This window comes from Lysinibacillus sp. RC79 (genome assembly GCF_041262405.1).
Taxonomy (GTDB): Bacteria; Bacillota; Bacilli; order Bacillales_A; family Planococcaceae; genus Lysinibacillus.
Genome location: NZ_JBGCCD010000021.1, coordinates 64,077 through 81,140, shown reverse-complemented (window position 1 = coordinate 81,140; position 17,064 = coordinate 64,077). Strand labels below are relative to the sequence as shown.

At 35.8% G+C, this 17,064-nt stretch carries 16 protein-coding genes and 1 pseudogene; 4 read left to right on the top strand and 13 right to left on the bottom strand.

Annotation, left to right across the window (positions count from 1 at the left end; translation table 11 throughout):
* Positions 1-87: 87 nt before the first annotated feature.
* From ABH968_RS18415 to ABH968_RS18390, 6 genes and pseudogenes are all read right to left on the bottom strand, one after another.
* Positions 88-411 carry a hypothetical protein gene (locus ABH968_RS18415; protein WP_370046274.1) on the bottom strand — a complete coding sequence of 108 codons (324 nt, stop codon included), beginning with the start codon at positions 409-411 and terminating at the stop codon, positions 88-90.
* Between the two features lie 338 nt (positions 412-749).
* Positions 750-1,604 carry a polyamine aminopropyltransferase gene (speE, locus tag ABH968_RS18410; protein WP_370046273.1) on the bottom strand — a complete coding sequence of 285 codons (855 nt, stop codon included), beginning with the start codon at positions 1,602-1,604 and terminating at the stop codon, positions 750-752.
* Positions 1,604-2,038, bottom strand: coding sequence for an adenosylmethionine decarboxylase (speD, locus tag ABH968_RS18405; protein ID WP_082172725.1), 435 nt, complete (start codon positions 2,036-2,038; stop codon positions 1,604-1,606). The genes speE and speD overlap by 1 nt, the downstream gene beginning before the upstream one ends.
* Positions 2,035-3,531 carry an aminotransferase class I/II-fold pyridoxal phosphate-dependent enzyme gene (locus ABH968_RS18400; RefSeq protein WP_370046271.1) on the bottom strand — a complete coding sequence of 499 codons (1,497 nt, stop codon included), beginning with the start codon at positions 3,529-3,531 and terminating at the stop codon, positions 2,035-2,037. Before ABH968_RS18400 ends, speD begins: the two co-directional genes overlap by 4 nt.
* On the bottom strand, positions 3,531-4,706 hold the full coding sequence (gene metK / locus ABH968_RS18395) for a methionine adenosyltransferase (RefSeq protein ID WP_370046269.1): 1,176 nt from the start codon (positions 4,704-4,706) through the stop codon (positions 3,531-3,533). The genes ABH968_RS18400 and metK overlap by 1 nt, the downstream gene beginning before the upstream one ends.
* 709 nt (positions 4,707-5,415) lie before the next feature.
* Positions 5,416-5,652: pseudogene (locus tag ABH968_RS18390) on the bottom strand (Ig-like domain-containing protein); the annotation flags it as partial.
* A gap of 209 nt (positions 5,653-5,861) precedes the next feature.
* Between ABH968_RS18390 and ABH968_RS18385 the strand changes: the two are divergent.
* Positions 5,862-6,494, top strand: a complete 633-nt coding sequence (locus ABH968_RS18385) for a hypothetical protein (protein ID WP_370046268.1) — start codon at positions 5,862-5,864, stop codon at positions 6,492-6,494.
* Between the two features lie 313 nt (positions 6,495-6,807).
* Positions 6,808-7,998: an MFS transporter gene (locus ABH968_RS18380; RefSeq protein WP_370046266.1), complete on the top strand. Its 1,191-nt coding sequence runs from the start codon at positions 6,808-6,810 to the stop codon at positions 7,996-7,998.
* 594 nt (positions 7,999-8,592) lie between these two features.
* Here the strand turns inward: ABH968_RS18380 and ABH968_RS18375 are convergent.
* Both ABH968_RS18375 and ABH968_RS18370 read right to left on the bottom strand, forming a co-directional pair.
* The gene (locus ABH968_RS18375) at positions 8,593-9,108 is read right to left on the bottom strand and encodes a hypothetical protein (protein ID WP_370046276.1); all 516 of its coding nucleotides are present in this window, start codon (positions 9,106-9,108) and stop codon (positions 8,593-8,595) included.
* A gap of 773 nt (positions 9,109-9,881) precedes the next feature.
* Positions 9,882-10,757, bottom strand: a complete 876-nt coding sequence (locus tag ABH968_RS18370; protein WP_370046264.1) for a tyrosine-type recombinase/integrase — start codon at positions 10,755-10,757, stop codon at positions 9,882-9,884.
* A gap of 369 nt (positions 10,758-11,126) precedes the next feature.
* Here ABH968_RS18370 and ABH968_RS18365 point away from each other — a divergent pair, with 369 nt between their 5' ends.
* Positions 11,127-11,921, top strand: a complete 795-nt coding sequence (locus tag ABH968_RS18365) for an enoyl-CoA hydratase/isomerase family protein (RefSeq protein WP_370046262.1) — start codon at positions 11,127-11,129, stop codon at positions 11,919-11,921.
* A 47-nt stretch (positions 11,922-11,968) separates the two neighbouring features.
* Here ABH968_RS18365 and ABH968_RS18360 read toward each other — a convergent pair whose 3' ends face one another.
* Positions 11,969-12,784, bottom strand: coding sequence for a hypothetical protein (locus ABH968_RS18360; protein ID WP_370046260.1), 816 nt, complete (start codon positions 12,782-12,784; stop codon positions 11,969-11,971).
* A 404-nt stretch (positions 12,785-13,188) separates the two neighbouring features.
* Between ABH968_RS18360 and ABH968_RS18355 the strand changes: the two genes are divergently transcribed.
* A complete protein-coding gene (locus tag ABH968_RS18355; protein WP_370046259.1) occupies positions 13,189-14,364 on the top strand; it encodes an aminotransferase class I/II-fold pyridoxal phosphate-dependent enzyme in 1,176 nt (391 codons plus the stop codon).
* A gap of 32 nt (positions 14,365-14,396) precedes the next feature.
* On the opposite strand, the gene ABH968_RS18350 is transcribed toward ABH968_RS18355, so the two are convergent.
* The 4 genes from ABH968_RS18350 to ABH968_RS18335 all read right to left on the bottom strand — a co-directional run bounded on the left by ABH968_RS18350 (position 14,397) and on the right by ABH968_RS18335 (position 17,010).
* Positions 14,397-14,867, bottom strand: coding sequence for an NUDIX hydrolase (locus tag ABH968_RS18350; protein WP_370046258.1), 471 nt, complete (start codon positions 14,865-14,867; stop codon positions 14,397-14,399).
* Positions 14,868-14,894: 27 nt separating this feature from the next.
* On the bottom strand, positions 14,895-15,275 hold the full coding sequence (locus ABH968_RS18345; RefSeq protein WP_370046256.1) for a hypothetical protein: 381 nt from the start codon (positions 15,273-15,275) through the stop codon (positions 14,895-14,897).
* 650 nt (positions 15,276-15,925) lie between these two features.
* On the bottom strand, positions 15,926-16,345 hold the full coding sequence (locus tag ABH968_RS18340; RefSeq protein WP_370046255.1) for a DUF1801 domain-containing protein: 420 nt from the start codon (positions 16,343-16,345) through the stop codon (positions 15,926-15,928).
* A 101-nt stretch (positions 16,346-16,446) separates the two neighbouring features.
* Positions 16,447-17,010 (bottom strand): GyrI-like domain-containing protein, encoded by a 564-nt coding sequence (locus ABH968_RS18335; protein WP_370046253.1) that lies wholly within the window; start codon positions 17,008-17,010, stop codon positions 16,447-16,449.
* Positions 17,011-17,064: the final 54 nt, after the last annotated feature.

Genomic DNA, 17,064 nt, shown 5'->3' with positions numbered 1-17,064 from the left:
AGGCAAAATTAAAAACGAGTCCGGTGCAATACCGAACTCGTTTTACCCAAGCTGCCTAATGAAATAACCGTGTCTAACTTTTAGGGGTCACTTCATTTCAGGCATTTTCCGAACAGGTATGTCCTCATGGTTACCATATTCTGTTTGATTGCCGCTCAAAAGAAAATAGCCAAGGAATACACAAAGGATTACAATCGGTATCATTAAAAGCGCTTTTAAATTCGTTTTTGGACTTGTAGCTTTATTCGAAGAAGTTGTACCATAATAATTATTAATCGTCTGATCAACATAATAAACTTTATTCTCTTTCAACATTATTTCAGTTTCACAAAAAGGACATTTGAATGATTGTCCCTCTCTATATTCAATTTTTCCATTACAATTCGGACAATTTAATTTAATGACTTCCAATGGCAATCCACTCTCCAACTCTATTTTTAATTAAGCTTAGTTGTCTGAAAAATAATTGTCAATATTTCTATTAAATACTAATTATCTTCCACCTTTAGACCTACAACAAAAAAAGTCGCCCATGAGGCGACTTTTTTGTGTTTATTCACTTTTTTATGCAATAAGTTTAAACTTCTGGTTTACTATTACTTGTGATACGGTTCTACGTAACATGGATAAGTGAGGTTATTATACGGCACTCAAATATAAATCTAACGAAGCCTCAACTTCCTTCGCAACAAGCTCCACAAAGTCCCTATAATCCTCTGTCGTAAGAGTAAGTTTCTACGTTTAAAGGTTTATTCATCACGATCAAGTGCCTCTTTCACAAATGTAGGAAGTGCGAATGCACCAACGTGTAAATCTGTATTGTAATATTTCGTTTTTAGAGCAAATTTGTCCCAAGCATCTACTTGAACATCTTTAATTGGATGTAATGCTTTTGAAGCAAATCCGAATAGCCAGTGTCCCGATGGATATGTTGGCATATGGAATTGATATACGCTTGCGATAGAGAAAATACCTTTAATTTTTTTATGTGCTTTTCTCATGTTTTCTGCATACTCCGCGAAGTATGGTGATTCGTGTTGGTTAATTAGAATTCCTTTTTCATTTAATACACGGTAACATTCTTTATAGAAAGCTGTTGTAAATAAACCTTCACCGACTGAAATTGGATCAGTAGAATCTACTAATATTAAATCGAATGATTTATCAGCAGCGTTTTGAACGTAAGCTAAGCCATCATCGTAAATCATTTCCATACGTGGATCCTCTTCAACACCAGCAGCTGTAATTGGAAGGTATTTCTGGCTTAAACGGAATACTAACTCATCGATTTCAACCATTACTACTTTTTCTACTGATTTGTAACGTAGTACTTCACGGGCAGTACCACCATCACCTCCACCGATAATTAATACTTTTTTTATATCTGGATTGGTAGCGAATGCTGGGTGCGTAATCATATCGTGATAAACGAACTCATCTTTTTCATTAACCATCATCAATCCGTCTAAAGTGAAGAAAGTACCAAACTCTTCACTTTTATAAAAATCGATTTTTTGGAACGGAGATTGTTCACTATGAATTTCTTCGTTGTATCCGATTGAAAATTTACAGTTATTGCTCCATTGTTCTGTATACCATTTCATTAAATCACGTCCTCTAATACTTCTTGTTTTACTAGAATTGTATCAATTTCTTGTTCTGCAAATTGGCGAATTTTATCAGCCATTCCACGAGGTACTTCAAATGATTCTGTCTTTTTCGCTTGCAGTTTTTGTTCTAAATATTCTGCTGCTTTCCAAGGACTTACTGAGTCGCCACAAGTATAAACATCTACAGAAGCAAATCCGTATTCTGGCCAAGTATGAATCGTTAAATGTGATTCAGCAATAATGACTGCACCCGAAACACCATATGGGTTGAAATGATGGAAGCAAGATTCTACAATTGTTGCCCCAGAATAGTCTGCAGCTTCATTCATAAACTGCTCGATTAAAGCGTTTTGCTCAATAATTTCACTTGGGCAACCATAAAATTCGATTAATACGTGTCTACCTAATGTTGATAATTCAATGCTCATTTATCTATCTCCCTTACGACTGTTATAAAATTTTCTTCTTCAGTTTCGTTTAGAACATTCCCAAAATTGAGAAAATAGAAGTTATATAATTCTACTAATTCCTCTGAAATAACTTCTCCGGGGATTACTAATGGTATTCCCGGTGGATAAATCATTAATGAATCTGCACTAATTCGACCTACCGCATCATAAATTAAAATTGTTTCTGTTTCTGCATTACACGCCTGTTGCGGTGTCATTGCTAATCTATTTATTTGATTTGCTATCACATAAGCTGACTGAATCGCATCTTTTTTAGCGTGATAAAGTTCTATATCTTTTAACGCATGGACTAATTTACCAATTGTTTCATTCGTATCAACATGACTAATGACTGCCATTATGACATATCCTTCAGCAAGTTCTAATTGAATTCCATACTGTTGTTTCAATATTGTGTAAACTTCGAAACCAGTTAAACCGATATCGTTCACACGAATAACAAGTTTCGTCCAATCATATGATTGATTGAAATTTCCTTGTACGTATTCAGCTTTAAGTACTTCATAGCGTGAATTATTTTCAATTTCTTCAACTGCCGCATCAACAATTGACTTTAAATTGCTATAACGTTGTTGTCCATACAACGCTAAATCCCTTCGTGCTACATCTAAAGAACTCATTAATAAATAATTTGCACTCGTCGTTTGCAGCATATTTAATACTTTTTGCAAATGCTTCGAATCAATTCTTTTTTCTTGTAGTAAAAGAAGCGAACTTTGCGTTAATGAACCCCCAGTTTTATGCATACTCATCGTTACTGCATCTGCACCAGCACTAATTGCATCGTTTGCATCTGGTAAAAATGTTAAATGCGCTCCATGTGCACTATCAACTATAACTGTTACATTTTGTTCATGTGCGAGTTGACAAATTTCTTGCAGTTTATTCATCGAACCAAAATAGGTTGGATACGTCACAAGTAGAGCTTTCGCTTGTGGATTTTCTGCAAGCGCCGATTTTACATGTTCAACTGAAATTCCGTGTGCAATACCAAAATGTTGATCAACTTCAGGTTGAATAAATACTGGTTTTGCTCCACTTAATATAATGCCGTTCATAACTGATTTATGGCAGTTACGAGGAACGATCAATGTATCTCCTTGTTTACATGTCGCTAAAATCATCGCCAGAATACCTACAGTAGTTCCATTTACTAAAAAGTAAGCGTAGTCTACATTAAATGCTTGTGCAGCTAATTGCTGAGCTTCTTTAATAACCGATTCCGGATGACTTAATAAATCAAGTTCCTTCATCGAGTTTACGTCCATTCTTAATGTCATTTCTCCAAGCGTCCATTTTAATGGGTTTTCATGTAGCCCCATTTTATGTCCAGGTACATCAAACGGCGTAACTTCTTGTTTAGCGTAATTGACCAAAGCTTCAAATAATGGCATGCGGTCTTGAGTGACTAAAAACTCCTCTGTAGCCACTCGATCTTGCACGCATTGCATTATTGTCCCATAGCAACTGCTAAGAGTTGCTGTAATTCCGAAACTTTGTCTGTATTTTCCCAAGTTACATTTACATCACTACGTCCAAAGTGACCATAAGCTGCAACTTGTTGATATTGAGGTTTACGTAGATTTAGCATGTTAATAATGCCAGTTGGCGTTAAGTCGAATAATTGACGAATCGCTATTAAAATGTCTTCTTTCGCTACTTTTTCTGTACCAAATGTTTCTAAAGCGATACTAATTGGTTCACTTACACCAATTGCATATGATAATTGGATTTCACATTTATCTGCCAAGCCTGCTGCAACAATATTTTTTGCAACGTATCGCGCTGCGTATGCCGCTGAACGGTCAACTTTTGTACAGTCTTTACCAGAGAATGCGCCACCACCATGACGAGCTGCGCCGCCATAAGTATCAACAATAATCTTACGTCCTGTTAAACCTGCATCTCCGTGTGGTCCGCCTACTACGAAACGACCAGTAGGATTAATTAAAATGCGGAAGTCCTCATTCATACCAAATTGCTTCGCAACAGCTTTAATTACGTTTTCTGTAACGTAATCAATGAATGCTACTTGGTCAAAATCATCATCATGTTGTATTGACATTAAAACAGTATCAATTTTAGGTTGCTTACTATCTGTATAATCAATAGTTACTTGTGATTTCATATCTGGGCGAGCCCATTTGAATTGACCATTTTTACGTTGCTCAGTTGCACGTTTTACAAGCATATGCGCCATTTCAATTGCTAGAGGCATATAGTTCTCAGTTTCATTCGTCGCAAAACCGAACATAATACCTTGGTCACCTGCACCAACTTCTTTTGTATCGCTTGAAGAATCAACACCCATTGCGATATCAGGAGATTGCGTGTGTACTAATACTTGTACATTGCAGTTATGACCATCAATACCGAACTGATCATCTGTGTAACCAATGCCGATTAGGGTATCACGGACAATTTTTTCGATATCTAGTTCTGCTTTTGTTGTGATCTCTCCACCAACAATTACTGTGTTTGTAGTTGTGAATACTTCACATGCCACACGTGATAGCGGATCTTGTGATAATGCTGCGTCTAATACTGCATCTGAAATTTGGTCTGCAATTTTATCTGGATGTCCTTCCGAAACAGACTCCGATGTGAATAATACTTTTTCTGACAATTTTCACTGCTCCTAACAAAATTATAGATTTTAGGGCATAAAAAAAAGCTCACCCAATTTTAAGGAAAGCTTCGAATACTATCAGCTGCTGTTCCTCTTATTGTTCACAAAAGTAAATTTTGTGCTCAGGTTCGGCCCACTGGATTTAATTCATTCTGAACTAAATTGTTTGGCCACCGTATCTTCGACCCCTCGTCTCAACGGTTATTAATAAGAGCTATATTATTATGCTGAGACTCATATTAAGTCATAAACATTTGAGTGTCAATTTATTTTTTTATATTTTTTAATGATTAATCGCTATGAAAATTAATTTATTTACCCTTTTGTACACAAAAATACTAAGTGTACCATTTTATAAATATTAAATATTTATTACAAAAAATGAATAATAATGCATATAGGTTTGTTTTATAATAATAATAGAATGAACTCCTATAAAATTTGTGAATAGATGCGTCAAAATAACATATTGTAAGCATAAAAATCTTTAGATCAGCAAAGAAAATTCAGGAATTTTTAGAGTCTTTTAATTATAGAAAATATATAAATTTCTATAATTCAGAATATTGTTTGCGGTCAGTTATAGAGTTCTATGGAGTTAATTCATTCTTATGAAAACCATGGGATAGAATAAGGGCTGTCACAAAAGTCACTTTTATGACAGTCCTTTTTATTTTTCTCATGCACTAATAAATATTAGTGTTTGTTATTTTGAAGCACCTTTTATGATTGTTGATTCAGTTTTGTTTCCAGCCTTGTCTTTAGCTACAACAGTTAGGCTTGTACCTGCTTTTTGAACTTTAATCTTCACAGTGAATTTCCCTTTTGAATTTGCTTTTGCTTCCCCTAATAATGTTACCCCGTTATAAACTTGTACAGTAGCATCTTTTTCAGTTGTGCCTGTAATTGATTTAGATTTTGCTGTTACTTTATCTACTTTAGGAGCATCAGGTGCAGTGGCTGGATTGAGCTAATGATCGTTCAAATTTATAAAACTGTTTACAAAAAACAGCACCATCTACACGTAATGGAATGGTGCTGTCTCTGTTTTTCAAAAAAACTTCTTTTACTTAATAAAGCAGTTCTCCGTAATAGGTTTAAGTGCCGTTTTATCGTATAAGCTTTATACTGAATTTTAAGGATGTGATAACTATGAATTTAGGAATCGGCTTTTTGCCTCAAAAGTATTATAAGAGCGAGCCTTCAACAGGTGGATATAACTTTTTTGTACATGAAGGTATTCAATTTGCCATAAATATTGGTGAGATGTATTATCCCGACTATACAGAGGAACAAATTGCTTATTTTACAGAAAGCTTAGCAGCATTCCCCCTATATTATTTATTTGAGCAAAGGGAAAAGGAAGATAGCGAGGAATTAAAAAAACATTTGCAGGACGAACACCTACCTTTTGAAATATGGCATCAATCAAAAAGTAGCACATTTTTTTTAATGACTATCACAAATCATCAAGAATTACTTCGTTTACTTCCAATCATGATCTGGCAGCATAATTATAATATGAGCTCTCTTTGGTCAAACAATAAGAACGCATTTACGATCGAGAACAAAACTTGGGACAGCACATATGCTAATGGGAAATATAAATCGATAGAAGAGACAACAATTTGTTTAAATTTTAACAAGCCTACAACTGTATTTTGGTTAGGTTATGACTTTGTAGGCACCGATATTTTTTCAAATGAACAACGTTTTGCAACTTTAGAAGGAATTCAAAAATTATTATCATCATTTATAACAACCGAAATCATCGAATTTGGTTAAATAAAACCTCCTATAACATTGTTACATCAACGTTCTTGGTGGTCTTTTAAAAACCGCACTTATTTATGATACGATTCACCGTATGGTAAATAAGTGCGGTTTTTACATACGTATTTTTTAATTTCTACTACTATCAAAAGAACTAAAGTGTGCTTTCTTAAATAGTCTTCTGCAACCTTGTCGATTCTGGTAATCGTTAACCTCTATTTGATTAAGGGAGGATTTTTCTCGCAAAAAAAATTTTATGGTATGATGTTTAGGCTGTATATTAACTATGTGACACATTTACATTCATCTAAGATAAGAGGTATTTATGCATTCTACAAAATTATCCAAGCGACATTGGTTGCTCATCTTAACACTTACTTTATTAACGTTTGTTCTAGGGACAAGCGAGTTTGTTATTGTCGGAATCTTAACAGATATTTCTTCAAGCCTTCAAATGACAAACGCAAAAGCAGGCACACTCATTTCTGCGTTTGCAATCACGTTTGCCATCGCCACACCATTAGTGATGTCAGCAACAAGTCATTTTCCAAAGCGTAAATGGATGTTGTTTTTGATAGGGACTTTCATCCTCTTGAATGCTTTGTGCATAATTTCGACGAGCTACATCATGCTTCTTACACTTCGGATTATGACAGCGATTGTAACAGGAGTATTAATCTCTCTAGCTATGATTGTTGCTAGTGAAACCATGCCGATTAAAAAACGCGGACTTGCTATATCATTCGTTTTCGGCGGTTTCACACTTGCAAATGTAGTTGGAGTGCCAATTGGTATTATGATTGCTGAACGATACGGCTGGAATGCCACTTTCATGTTAACCACTTTCTTAGGAGGATTGGCGTTTTTGGCATCCTTTTTTGTCTTACCTAATAGACTTAGCCAAATTCGGAGTTCGATACGGGATCAATTTTCATTAATGACCAAGCCACGAATTTTGATGGCTTTTTTCATTCCTGCTCTCGGGTTCGGCGCAACTTATGCCGTCTTTACGTACCTAGTTCCTATCTTGAAGGAAATGGGGGCACCAAATAATTCAATTAGTTTAATCTTATTTGGTTACGGATTTATCTCGATTTTCAGCAACATTCTCGCCGGTAAAATTGCCAACCATAATGCAATCGGTCGCCTTCGGTTTGTTTTTCTCGTGCAAGCAGTTGTTCTGACAACTTTATTTTGGACTACAAATTATTTTATTTTAGGTTTGATCAACATTGGATTAATGTCTTTGATGGCCATCCTCTTAACAACATCTACTCAGCTTTATTTAATAGACCTGGCCGGAATTTATCATCCAAATGCTACAGGACTCGCTGCATCACTTATGCCAGTGGCAAGTAATGTAGGTATCGCTTTTGGTTCTGCATTAGGAGGAATTGTATACCATCAAGGGAATTTGATGAATGTAACGTGGGTCGGTGGAGTAGTTGCAGTCTGTGCAAGTCTGCTAACTTTCATTAGTCATCTATTAGACCAAAAACAAAAGAAGTCAGCATAAAATGATAGGAGCAATCATCCATGAGTGAAATTTATTCTACAACGATAATTGCTGGGCTGGGTCTAGTTAAATATTTTGGCAGATGGCGATGAATTTTCTTACTTAAAAGAAGAAACGGTTGCCTGTAAAGTGACTTACTTAGATGCAACAGATACTTTAGTAAAAATACAAATCAAATTTAAAACAGGCACTTACTTATGATACGGTTCACCGTAACGTAACTAAATGAGGTTTTCGATCAAATGTACTCATACATTATTCTGGCCCTACGCATGTCAGCTAGTCGCTATTAGTCGCTGCTTTACTATTCATCTAAAAAGAGAGATAGAACAGAACAGCATTTACGTTTCCTATAGGTAAAAACTATAGAATATTCATTCTATGAAAAAGGCGAATAAATATTTGCTACCCATTCTTTCAATGGTAAACTTTACTGCCAAGTCTAAAAAACTAGAAATATGATATGGCCCAGATGTTATCCTTCTGATTAAATAAAAAACTGATTCTTAACTATCTATAAGCTATGGGATCAATTCTCTTTTAGTTTACGTAGATAATTATATTTTAATCCTTTTTAACTTTTACAATGAATTGTTACTTTTCCTCTTGATCACCATTCTCACCCTTATTTATTGCATGACCGCCTCCACCAACCGCATGCTGCTGCTTCGTATTAGAACTTCCTATGGCTGAATTAGTTCCTCCCGTACTATCTAAACCGCTTCCGCTTGCTACCTGAGTAGCTGACGACTGTTTTTGACCCTTATTTATCTGATTATTGATGATGATAACAATTTCTTCGTCACCATCCCAGTCTTCATGCTGTTCGTGAGGTTCAGTCTGCTCCCCCTTCATACCGCTGTTTCTAGCTACCCCTTGTGCTCCCACACTTTGCTGTTGATCTGTATTCGAGGAATCTATTGCAGCATTACTACCAGCTGCACTATTTCTTCCTGCCCCACTTGCAATTTGCGTGGTATTAGGTGCACTAGTGAACTGATTATTTATAACAATTACAACCTTTAACTTATCCGATACAGGAGCATCAGTCCTAATTTCTTCTCCATCTTTTTTTACAATAATCCTTACTTTTTCATTTTTACTTTCCATACCGCTTTGTATTTCCTTGGAATTAGACCCATCATTACTATCTTTATGACCTCGTTGATTTGACATTATACCACCTTCTTTTCGATTTAGAATAATATATCTTATTCGAAGAAGAAATTTAGATTTAGTCAAATACATTAATTTAGCTAAAGTATTATTTGGATATTATCTTTGTGTATAGCATTCTACAAAAATCTACCCTTGGCGAGGTGTATGTCTAACCGCATTATCCAATAAATTGTTCACGTATCGCTCCAATAAGTGCGAATCATCAATGACATTTTGACGAAATTCTTTGGTTTAAATCAATTTTTTTAGAACCTTGCTATCCAGAGGAACTTCTATTCTCTGCTTTACCACTATTCTGTTCTCATAAGGAGTTCATTCTTTTTATACGGCCAAACAACAAAAAAACACTTATTCCACTATTTGGGGAGGTGCTGTACTATTTTTCAAAAAAACCTCACTTACTTATGATACGGTTCACCGAAACTAATATGAAAATCTATTGCCTATTTTCGCTCGTACGCCAATCCCTATTGTTAAATGATAAAACAGACATTTTTTTTCAATTAGCCTGCACCGTTAGCACAAGAAACGATTGCTCTAATTGAACAATCGTTCCCCTTACTTTAAGTACATTAATTCATGAGCTATTTAAGGAATGATGAAAGGTGCATATTTTAAACGTTAGATGTTAATTTTTCTCCCCCAAAAAAATACCACCGTCATCTGCAATTACAAAATAATTGCCACTAAATGAAAATCCATCTTTATTCAAAACGCCCCTGTCTTTCAGTAAGCACCCATTTTCGTACATACCCCATCTTTTCTTGAATATTTTCGATTGTTTTTTCACTTTGAAATGCCTTTTGCATGACAGTATAGCGTAGATCAGTAGCTCTCACATTTGTGCCGATTTCCTTCGACATCGTTTGGAAAATTCGCTCAATTGTTTTGGTTGAGATGGCTTTTGATTGACTAGCCTCTCTTACCCAAAGCCATTCACCCAGCTTTTCTTCATGTAATTCCTCTGTTGCATTTTTATAGTGCGCAAGCATGTCCATTATTATTGGAGAAAGCTTTATTTCTCTACGGCCATTTTGATTAGCAATGTAAACCACCGATGAGTCAAGATGAATATGAGACCATTTCATACGTACAAGTTCTGCTGGCTTACATCCTGTTTCCATAAGTAATTGGACAATGCAGCCATTACGTCTTGCTAGCCATGCATGCTCCATTGTTTTAGCGTATTGAAAATAGGTTGGCCATATATTCGCAATTTGCATTAATTGCTTCTTTGTCAGTAATGTTAAAGCTTCTTTTTGCCTCTTTTTTGGCTCTAAAATACCCTCATAGTCAAATGGCTCCACCCACTCTCTTAAAAAGACAAAGTCTACAAAGCCTCGTAATGTAGCAATTTTATGATTAAATGTGTTGACATTTGTATAGGTCTCTTTTAAATAATTACTATATATAAATAACAATTCTTTTAAATGATGATCCACATACAAGTAGTTATTGTCATGAGCAAACGCTAAAAATTGCTGTCCATCTATATTGTACTGCTTTTTAGTAGCAGCACTTTTCTTTAAAGAATTTAAAAGTAATAAATAGCTGTTCCATGCTTCCCCTAGCGTGACCATCTTGCGACCTCCTTAGTAACTGTGCGTGTTTTAACTTTAGTTTACTATAGTTTAGGTGCGTACGTTTATTATTAATTTATATAAATTTTAATGTCGGATAATCTGTAATATTCATACACTATCCCGCTTCCACTATTCAAATGCTCCTTTTACAACGAACAAACAAATGGTCCGCTAGCAGTGTCTCATATCTTTTGTTTTCTTACAATAGTAATTTCACTCTTGCTGTTGTAGTACAATTTCTTTGAAATGCCACTATTCTTGTATAACAGGGCTTATTTACATGAAAATTCGTATAATTTAGTGTTTATCACTGTTTGTGTTATATAATAAGTGTATCAACTATAAAATCTAGGGGGCTTTTCAAGTATGCAAGTAAAAACAACTCGACTTGAAGCAGAAGACGCAAAAATTATTTATCAAGAAACTGCTGGGCTAGCGATTATTACGATCCATCGCCCACAGGCTAAAAACGCGCTAACAGCAAATATGTGGGATCAATTAGCTAAAATTGCTCTACAAGTATTAGATAATCCGAAAAATAAAGTATTAATTTTACGCGGCTCTGGCGAAAACTTTACGGCCGGCTCTGATATAAAAGAATTCAACGCCATTTCCCTTGAAAAAGCCGAAGAAGCATTTGTACATATGGAAAAAACGATTTCCACAATTGAGCGATTACCGATTCCAACGATTGGCGTCATTAATGGTCCCGCAATGGGCGCTGGTTTAGAACTTGCATTAGCTTGTGATATACGTATCGGCTCAGAAAAAGCAAAGCTTGGGATCCCTGTCGGTAAATTAGGGATCACCATAAATAACAAATTTGCACAGCGTTTAGTTCAACTTGTTGGCCCTTCTACAACGAAGGATTTAGTATTTACTGGGCGTATGTTTAAAGCTGAAGAGGCTTTTAAGCTTGGCATGCTTAACTATTTAGTCACTGAAAAAGACTTAAATAAATACATGATTCGCATGGGTAAGCTTGTTGCAGGCATGTCACCTGAATCTTTACTAGCTGTGAAGAAATCTGTGCAAGAATGCGTGGACAGTGTACCAACATTATGGCAAGGTTCAACACCGTTTGTCGGAAAGGATTTTACGGAGGGCTGCAGTGCCTTTGTAGAAAAACGTCAGCCACAATTTACGCGACAATCAAAATAACAAACAGGTACTCTGCTCGCCTCTCTTGCGAATGGAGTACCTGTTTGTTAAGATTTTCTCTTTAACACTACCGACTTAATGTGGAGATGAATTGTATCTAATTCATACCCAAAATGCTGATGAAATTCCGCCTGTATCGTTTTTTGCAATGCATACAATCGATCTGGTAGGGAATAATGAATAGGTAGCTTTAGCTGTAATGTAATCGTAGCTTGCGCTAGATCGCCTAATACGAATTGGACGTGCTCGACTTTCTGTACAATATCTTGTTTTGCACAGCAATACGTTAGTAGCTGCACGTAAACATGCTTCCCAATATCAATATACTCCTGTTGAAAATCAGGGCGAACGATCGTCGTCTCCCCTATTTTTTCTCGCTTTGAAGAGAAGATCTCCATCCCTCTTTGAACGAGTCGTATAAAAAAGTTTTGTTCGACTTGACGGTACGGTATTGGCATAACGTGTTTCCCTTGAGTCTGTCGAATAAAGCGAGCTTTGGCAATTTCTTTTTGTGAACGCACATCTTCAACATAGTAATAGTTATCAATAGGACCAAGCGCTAGCTGTCTTGCTATCGTCTTTGTCATTTTATCGGATGTGCCGATCAGTAAAATCGATTGTACTTTATATGTATCAAGTGCTTTTTTCACTTCATCGCGGTGTGTATCATCTGTAAAAATAGCTCGACGAACGGCTGTTATCGTATTTTTCTCAAATTTTGCGGAGATTCCAGCTACTTTCATACCATTTACAATGAGAAGACCATCATCAATAAGAGCCTCTACCCCGATTTTATGGGCGAAAACAAGAGCGCTTGTACTTTTCCCTGTCCCACTTGGACCACTTAAAGAATAAACATTCATGACTGACAGCTCCTTTCCCTTTTATGATATCAGAAACATATCACTTTTTCCGTCAAATATTATTATTTCCATTATTATCAATTATGCCTTGGCATAATTGCGTCCGGAATCGGCTTTGTGCTTAGGCCTGCACGATGCAGGTCAGTTAGCCGTTATCGCATGGATGCGATGATCTTAGGCTAACATCCTCTAAGCACTCCTTTCCGATTCAGTGACATCCGCCGTAGGCTTTACTTTTTTCAGCAAATTGCTGAAAGAAGTTAAATTATTTCCGCTAGTCTACGCACACATCTTCTTAAATATAGAAATATATTCTTTATTCAGAATAACTTTCCCTTTATGTGCTTTAGTATGATAAAATGTGAACTACTATTCTGTTATAGAACTATAAGGAGTGTACTAGTTTGAAAATCGTACCATCTAAAAAAATGTCTTTATTTACAGCAGCAATTTTCGGAGATTTAAAAAATCATGCTAAGCAACAGGAAGCTAAAGGCATGAAAATGATTGACTTAAGCTTAGGTAGTCCAGACCTACCCCCTGACGCTAAAATTCGCGATCATTTATCGTATAGAGCAGGCTTAGCTGAATCCTACGGGTATACATTAACAGGCACGCAACGTTTTTATGAAGCTGTTAGTCGTTATTATAAACGTCGTAGCAATGTAGATTTAGATCCCGCTTCTGAAATCATTCAAACAATTGGCTCTCAAGAGGGATTAGTGCATTTACCAATCGCCTTTTGTGACCCAGGAGATATCGTATTATCCACTAACCCAGCTTACGTTGCCTATGATGCAGGGATTCATCTAGCAGGCGCAACACCTTACTATATGCCTCAAACAGCTGACAACGATTACTTACCAGACTTAGATGCTGTTCCTGAAGAAATAGCGCAAAAAGCAAAGCTATTAATTTTAAACTTACCAGGTAATCCGGTGCCTGCAACGCCTTCATTAACTTATTTTGAAAAAGTCATTGCCTTTGCAAAAAAATATAACATCATCGTTCTACATGATGCGGCATACTCTGAGTTCTACTTTTCAGGTGAAGGCCCAATTAGCTTCTTAGCCGCTCCTGGAGCAAAAGAAGTTGGAATGGAAATTAACTCATTATCGAAAAGCTTCAGCCTTGCTGGTACACGTATCGCTTATATCGCTGGTAACGCTGAGATGATTTCGATCTTAAAACAATTAAAATCAAATTTAGATTTCGGTATTTTCGAGCCAATTCAAGATGCAGCAGTCGTAGCGCTTGATAACGCAGAGGAAATTACAGCAGGCCTACGTGCAACATTCTCAGAACGCCATAAAACATTAATGAACGGCTTACGTGAGTTAGGATGGGATGCAGCTCCTTCTGACGGTGGTATGTTCGTCTGGGCAAAATATCCGTACGATATTGACTGCACAGAGCTAGCCTTTAAATTAATTGAACAAGCTGGTATCGTGACAGTCCCAGGTACAGTATTTGGCTCAGCTGGACAAGGCTATTTACGTTTAGCCTTAGTTCAACCTAAAGAATTGTTACAGGAAGCTGTTGATCGTTTAGCACAAGTGCAAGTTACATCACAAAAATAATCATATAAACAACATGAAAAACCCTTCTAACATTAATTGTTGGAAGGGTTTTTGCTATAGCTTTCTATGTAATCTTCAAGTATCGGTCTATCAGGAGGACTAATATTTTGGGGTAAATCATCTAAAGAGAAAAATTGTAGTATTGTTGCCTCATTTTGATCATGAACAAGGAGGCCACTATATTCTTTACATTCAAATGCTGTAACAACGTTATAAACTTCATCACCATGTGGATATTGATAATAAAATTCTTGTCTAAAATATGTATTGATCAATTTCAGATTTTTAGCCTTCAGTCCTGTTTCCTCAAATAATTCTCGATGGGCAACTTGCTCTAATGTTTCACCTAGCTCCATTGAACCTCCAATTAACCCCCAACATCCATTATCTATCCGAAGCTGCAATAAAACCTGTTGACGATTATTAATGACCAATACACAAGCACCACACATAATTAATGGTTTAGTTCCAACTACTTTTCGTAAATCCTTTATATATCCCATAAAGCCCTCCTTCATTTTAAAACGCTCTTACTCGTTAAAATTGGCGGGAATTTTCACTAACACATAGTCTCCGGTCCACATTTGTGTCGACACAATCAAGCTTTCGCCATGTCTTTCAAAGAAGAGGCCATTACCCTCCTTTTGTTTAAAAACCCAACCATTTTGATCAAGCATTTCTTTGATCATTTCGTCAGCTGCGGATATATTTCGTTCCTTTATTACATACCATTCTTGACCGTTTTCGTTCGACAATTTAACCATTCGTGTCGCGGAATCATTTATTTTTTCTATCACTGTTTTTTTACTTATATGTTCTATTGGGAGTGGAGGAAGATAGAGTTTGTTGTAAAATACGAATGCTCCAACGAGGAAAATGATGATCCCGATTGTTACTATCACCTTTTTCATAAGACACTCTCTCCTTTCAATATAATATATTACTAATTTTCCGTTAAAATTCCATGCATTATTTCATATTATACTAATATCCAAAATAGGTAACCTACTTAGTTAATCAGACGTCTAAGATAGAAAGCGAAATAATGAAGAGATGAGAGTTTTTGAAGTATAATATTTTGGGGTGTATAGTGGCTGTAATAATAGTCTTGAGCGGTTGTTCAACAAATCAAGAAAATGATATTTCGTTAGATAAAGAACAATCGTATGTACCCATGGTATTTTTAATGGAACAATTTATGCCTCTTAGGACTTAACAAAACAAGAAAAATATTCAACGGATGAAGTATTTGGTGAAATAAAAAGAAGAGTACCATCCTCTGATATCGAAAAGGAAAATTTAACTTCCAATTATTACGATGAAGGAACTGTTATATATAATGTCAAAGAGGATAACGAGTTATTTCTAATCGAAGAATCACCAGGTAATTATTCCATTCTAGAAAAATTAGAGTAATGTTTAAATCATGGAAGCCCTTATAATAAAAAGCATACCTTAATTAATAAGTACCCTATATGAAAGACACTTAAAAAAAGTCTCTCTTATAGGACACTTTTATTCATAATTAGCCTAACAATTAGATCGAGCAGAACTTATGTTATTATATCCCAAGCATTGGTACATGCTTTCGAGTATGATACGTGAGTGCCAATGCAATACACTGTTTTACTTCATTTACTGGTATTTCATCATTTTCAGCAAATACAATCGCTCGATTCCCTTCATAGTTGAAAACATCTCTATAAACCTCTTTAAACGTATCAATTAGCTTCGTATTACAGTTGAAGTACATGGCACATTGATCTGGGCTTGACTGTTTCCAGCCTAATCTAATTGTACTCCCTTTTTTTGTGATATAACTAGGTTCTCCCCATTTTAACGTTTCTTCCACATGATCTACGCTTTCTGTCTCTATAGCCGTATCCAAAATTAACTGGCGAAGAATCAATAGTTTCGACTGAATGTGTTTAGGATACTGTTTGAATACTTCCTCCACCTTGGTATTTTCAATTGTACTCATATTCATCATTCCTTTTTTTAAAATAACAAACTAATCCATACTCAATCGTACGATTAATAAATTTCTAAAAGCAATTCAAATTGTCTAATACAACCCGAAAGCTATTTTATCGAAATATAAATTTCTGCTTGTCCGTCCTCTGGGTTAATATCCTTGCTATAATATTCAAAATCACCTGTGAATGCTCGGTTATTGCCTGGCTGCTGTGACCATTGCCAAATATCAGCCCAAGTACGCTGAACCACTTCTATAATGGGTCCACGTTCTGTGACGAATACAGCATATTTTGCAGCAGGTACAGTAAATGCTTTTATCATATCTAAGTTTTGAAGTTGTAATTCTTCCTTTATATGTACGCTGACCATTACTTCATAAAGTCCCGCATCTCCTTGTTCATAGTTGAAGTAACAGCTATAATGACCATCCTCTTGGATATGAGCTCCTAGCTTCTTACCAATATTTTGAGAATGGAAATTTTCAAACAACTTACCAATTTTGCCATCTTGGCTTCGTTCGGCTTCATTTGTTGTAACGGTACTAATTCCAGCTAACGTGAAGGAGGATAATACCTCAATTCGGTTAGGTTCAATTCGTTTCGTAGTAATGTTATCTTCAGACGATACGTGATTCCAGTCAGTCATACTTTTTTGTTCGTTTAGTTTCATCCTAAATCATTCTCCTTATTATAGAATAAAACCATTATAAAACAATAAACATGA